Source organism: Burkholderia sp. HAN2018, from assembly GCF_024704855.1.
GTDB lineage: Bacteria > Pseudomonadota > Gammaproteobacteria > Burkholderiales > Burkholderiaceae > Burkholderia > Burkholderia cepacia.
This window is the reverse complement of record NZ_QOBB01000353.1, coordinates 1-4885: the sequence shown is the minus strand read 5'-3', so window position 1 is coordinate 4885 and position 4885 is coordinate 1. Positions and strand designations below refer to the sequence as shown.

The following is a 4885-nucleotide window of genomic DNA, read 5'->3' as shown; positions in this document are numbered from 1 at the left end:
GCAGCGCCAGTGCGATGCCGGGCGCCGCGAGCCGCCGCGCGAGCGCCGCGCCGATCCCCGAACCGGCGCCGGTGATCAGCGCGATCCGGGCGACGTGCGCGGCGCGTGGCTTCACGCCGCGACCTTGTCGCTGTCGTTCACGCGCTCGACGTTGATCGTGCCGGCGTGGAACGCGGCCAGCGACTCGCGGTGCGCGATGCTGACGATCGCGGCCTTCGGCAGCCGTTCGGCGAACAGGTGGTACAGGCGCGCCTCGTTGTCGGCGTCGAGCGCGCTCGTCGCTTCGTCGAGGAACAGGAAGTCGGGCTTGTGCAGCAGCACGCGCGCGCCGGCAAGGCGCTGCTGTTCGCCCGGCGACAGCACGCGGGTCCAGTGCGCGGTCTCGTCGAGGCGCTCGGCATAATCCTCGAGGCGGCATGCGCGCAGCGCGTCGCGGCAGGCTTCGTCGCTGAACGCGTCGGCGGTCGCCGGATAGGTGAGCGCGGCCTTCAGCGTGCCGATCGGCAGATAGCTCGTTTGCGGCACGAACATCATCCGCGCGCCGACCGGCGCATCGATCGCGCCGTCGCCGAACGGCCAGAGCCCCGCGAGCGCGCGCATGAACGTGCTCTTGCCGGAACCCGACTTGCCGATCACGAGCCAGCGCGAGCCGGGCTCGATCGTGACGCTGCCGATGTTCGCGAGCGCGTTGCCGTTCGGCAGCGCGAGCTTGAGCGACGACGTCGACAGCTTCGCGCCGTCGACGTAATGCAGGTTGATGCCGCCGTGCTCGGTCGCGGGCGACAGGCTTTCCTTCAGGTGCGACGTGCCCATCACGCGCTTGAATTCGCGCAGACGGTTGACGGTGGCGCGCCATTCGACGAGGGTCGAGTAACTGTTGATGAACCACGAGAACGAATCGCTGACGGTGCCGAACGCGGACGAGATCTGCATCAGCACGCCGAACGAGAACGCGCCCGCGAAATAGCGCGGCGCGGCGACGACGAGCGGGAAGATGATCGCGATCTGCCCGTAGAAGCTCAGCACGAACGTGAGCCGCTTCGTGTACTTCATCACGCGCCACCAGTTGTCGCGGATGCGCATGAAGAGGTTTTGCGCGTTGCCGGTCTCGGTCTTCTCGCCGTCGTAGAACGCGATCTGCTCGGCGTTCTCGCGCACGCGGATCAGCCCGAAGCGGAAGTCGGCCTCGACGCGCTGCTGCTGGTAGTTGATCGACACGAGCGGGTGGCCGACCTTCTGGATGATCAGCGAGCCGACCACCGCGTACAGCGCCGCCGCCCACACCATGTAGCCGGGGATCGTGATCGGCGTCGCGCCGAGCGAGAACGTCAGCGCGCCGGCGAGCGACCACAGGATCGTGATGAACGACACGAGCGTGACGACCGTCGACAGCAGGTCGAGCGACAGTGCGAGCGTGGTCGTCGAGAACGACTGAAGGTCGTCGGTGATCCGCTGGTCGGGGTTGTCGGCGAGACGGTCACGTTCGATCCGGTAGAACGCGCGATCGCCGAGCCACTGGCCGAGAAAGCGGTCAGTGAGCCACTGGCGCCAGCGGAAGCCGAGCATCTGCCGCAGGTAGCGGCCGTACACGGCGAGGATGATGAAGGCGAACGCGAGCGCGGAGAACTGCATCAGCAGGTTCGGGAAGTCGTGGACGTCCTTCGACTGCAGCGCGTTGTAGAACTCCGCGTTCCACTTGTTGAGCCGGACGTTGATCCAGACCACGCAGAGGTTGATCGCGATGATCGCGACCAGCAGGCCCCATGCGATTTTCCATTCGGACGATACCCAGTAGGGCTTGATGAGGCTCCATGCGGATACCGGGCGCTCGTCCTGCGGCGCGTCGGAGGCGGAGCGGACGGGATCGATCGATTGGGTCATGTGCTTCCTGATGAGTAGCCGGCGCGCGGGCCGGGCGAAGCCGGGCGCGCGCCGCGATACGGCATGCCGGGACGCGGCGCCGACTGACGGCGGGCGTCCGGATGGTCGCCCGCGTGTCTTAAACGGCACTTAAGGCCGGCGGTGACGCGGCAACCGGCCGCTCGCGCGGCCGGCCTGCGGGCATTGTGCCAGAGCGGCGCGGCACGACGGCGAATTTGCCGCAAGGGGGACAGTTTGCGGCGCTTTCCGCTTTTATGGTCTAATGGCCGACGACGAAACAGGGGTGCTTTGTAGCGCGGCCGGCGGATGTTCCGGGCAGCGCAATGAGGCTGAGAAAGACCCTTCGCACCCGATCCGGGTAATACCGGCGAGGGAAGTTTCTGATCCCGCCGGGTCGCGCTGGCTGCCATCCCACATGGTCAGCGCCCGAGTCCCGCCCGGCCGGCCTTTGCTGCCGGTTTCGTCCTTTTGGGTACGCGCATTGCGCGTTACGGAAGGAATGATGACCGCACAATCTTCAGTCTTTTGCATGGTTCCCGGCCCGATGTCGCGTGCGTTCGCATGCGGCGGCGCGTGCGCGTCGACGTTCGTCGAGCGCGCCCGTGCGGAGGGGGCGCGATGAACGTCCGGGACACCCGCCCCGATTTCGCGGTGCTCGGCGGCGGCCTCGTCGGCCGTCTGATCGCATGGCGGCTCGCAGGCGACGGCCATCGCGTCGCGCTTTACGAGCGCGGCGGCCCGGACGGCGAGCAGTCGGCCGCGTGGATCGCGGCCGCCATGCTCGCACCGCTCGCGGAAGCGGCGAGCGCGGAGCTGCTGATCACCGAGCTCGGCGCCGCGTCGCTCGCGCGCTGGCCGCAGTGGCTCGCGGAACTGCCCGAACCCGTTTTCTTCCAGCATCACGGCACGCTCGTCGTCTGGCATCACGCGGACCGCGCGGAGGCGCCGCTGTTCGAGCGGCGCGTGCGCGCGAACGCGCCGGCCGGCCTGTTCGACAGCGGTTTCGTGACCCTCGCCGGCGCGCAGGTCGACGCGGCCGAGCCGGTGCTCGCGGGCCGTTTCGCGCGCGGCCTGCTGCTGCCGAACGAAGGCCAGCTCGACAATCGCCAGGCGCTGCGCGCGCTCGCGGCCGGCCTCGCCGAGCGCGGCGTCGACCTGCACTGGCACGTCACGATCGACGATGCGAACCTGCCCGCCGCGCATTTCACGATCGATTGCCGCGGCCTCGGCGCGAAACCCGCGCTGCCCGCGTTGCGCGGCATCCGCGGCGAAGTCGCGCGCGTGCACGCCCCCGGCATCGGGCTCACCCGGCCCGTGCGGCTGCTGCATCCGCGCTACCCGCTCTATATCGCACCGAAGCAGGACGATCTCTACGTGATCGGCGCGACCGAGGTGGAGGGCGAGGACATGTCGCCCGTCAGCGTGCGCTCCGCGCTCGAACTGCTGAGCGCGGCGTTCTCCGTGCATCCGGCGTTCGGCGAGGCGCGCATTCTCGAACTCAATGCGCAGTGCCGGCCGACGCTGCCCGATCATCGCCCGGCGGTGATCTGGGATGGTGCGTCGACGCTCGCCGTCAACGGCCTGTACCGGCACGGCTTCATGATCGCGCCGGAAGTCGCGCACGCGGCCGTCGCGCTTGCCGAAGCCGCGCTCGGCGGCGCGTTCGGCGATCCCGACGCGTTCGCCGCGTGGCGCGGCGCCGAGCGCTGGCCGACGCTCCTTCATCACCGCAACGACGCGCGCCAGCCGGCCTGACGCGCACCGCCGACCGAATTCGACGAAGCCTCATGGACATCCAGATCAACCAACAGAACCTGACGTTGCCCGACGGCGCAACGGTGGCCGACGCGCTCGCCGCGTACGGTGCGCGTCCGCCATACGCGGTCGCGCTGAACGGCAACTTCGTCGCGCGCACGCAGCACGCGGCGCGCGCACTCGCGGCGGGCGACAAGCTCGACGTCGTGCACCCGGTCGCGGGCGGCTGAGCGCCGCCGGTTCGTCCCCGCTCTTTCAGGAAAACGACATGACGTCCCTCACCTCCGCCGACGCGCTGACGCTGTACGGCGAAACCTTCGCAAGCCGCGTGCTGATCGGCACGTCGCGCTATCCGTCGCTGCAGTCGCTGTCCGATTCGATCGCCGCGTCGCGCCCCGGGATGGTGACGGTCGCGCTGCGCCGCCAGATGACGGGCGGCACGGCCGAAGCCGGCTTCTTCGACCTGCTCAAGCGTCACGCGGTGCCGCTCTTGCCGAACACGGCCGGCTGCCAGACCGTCGCGGAAGCCGTGACGACCGCGCACATGGCGCGCGAGGTCTTCGGCACCGACTGGATCAAGCTCGAACTGATCGGCGACGACTACACGCTGCAGCCCGATCCGGTCGGCCTGATCGAGGCGGCCGCGCAACTGGTCAAGGACGGTTTCAAGGTACTGCCGTACTGCACCGAGGATCTCGTGATCGGCCGGCGCCTGCTCGACGCCGGCTGCGAGGCGCTGATGCCGTGGGGCGCGCCGATCGGCACCGGCAAGGGCGTCGTGAACCCGTACGGGCTGCGCGTGCTGCGCGAACGCCTGCCGGACGTGCCGCTGATCGTCGACGCCGGGCTCGGCGTGCCGTCGCACGCGTGCCAGGTGATGGAATGGGGCTTCGACGGCGTGTTGCTGAACACGGCCGTGTCGCAGGCCACGCACCCGGAGATCATGGCGCGTGCGTTCGCGCAGGGCGTCGAGGCCGGCCGTGCCGCGTATCTCGCCGGGCCGATGGATGCGCGCGAGACCGCGCACGCCAGCACGCCGGTCGTCGGGATGCCGTTCTGGCACCAGGACGGGGGCGGCGCATGAGCGTGCGTTTCGCCGATGCATTCTGGCCGCCGGCCGACGAACTGGCCGAAGCGGCCGAACGGATTCGCGCCCGGCTGGGCGACTGGCCGGACGCCGCCGCGCCGTGGCGGCTTTGCGTCGCGGTGCCCGACGCGCCGGCCGACGGCGATGTGCTGATCGTATCGG

At 69.7% G+C, this 4885-nt stretch carries 4 protein-coding genes, 1 pseudogene and 1 riboswitch; of the genes and pseudogenes, 4 read left to right on the top strand and 1 reads right to left on the bottom strand.

Translation table 11 applies throughout. From position 1 onward, the window contains the following. Positions 1-111 precede the first annotated feature (111 nt). Positions 112-1881: an ABC transporter ATP-binding protein/permease gene (locus DPV74_RS38995; protein WP_059698116.1), complete on the bottom strand. Its 1770-nt coding sequence runs from the start codon at positions 1879-1881 to the stop codon at positions 112-114. A 269-nt stretch (positions 1882-2150) separates the two neighbouring features. Next, a riboswitch (TPP riboswitch) is annotated at positions 2151-2274 on the top strand. Between the two features lie 225 nt (positions 2275-2499). On the opposite strand from DPV74_RS38995, the gene DPV74_RS38990 reads away from it, so the two are divergent. The 4 genes and pseudogenes from DPV74_RS38990 to DPV74_RS38975 form a co-directional block, all read left to right on the top strand. Further along, positions 2500-3636, top strand: coding sequence for an FAD-dependent oxidoreductase (locus DPV74_RS38990; RefSeq protein WP_059698114.1), 1137 nt, complete (start codon positions 2500-2502; stop codon positions 3634-3636). Between the two features lie 32 nt (positions 3637-3668). After that, entirely contained in the window at positions 3669-3866 is a 198-nt protein-coding gene (gene thiS, locus DPV74_RS38985) for a sulfur carrier protein ThiS (RefSeq protein ID WP_011350713.1), read from the top strand. Between the two features lie 38 nt (positions 3867-3904). Next, positions 3905-4720, top strand: coding sequence for a thiazole synthase (locus DPV74_RS38980; protein ID WP_021163925.1), 816 nt, complete (start codon positions 3905-3907; stop codon positions 4718-4720). Next, positions 4717-4885: pseudogene (locus tag DPV74_RS38975) on the top strand (thiamine phosphate synthase); the annotation flags it as partial. The gene DPV74_RS38980 and the pseudogene DPV74_RS38975, both read left to right, overlap by 4 nt.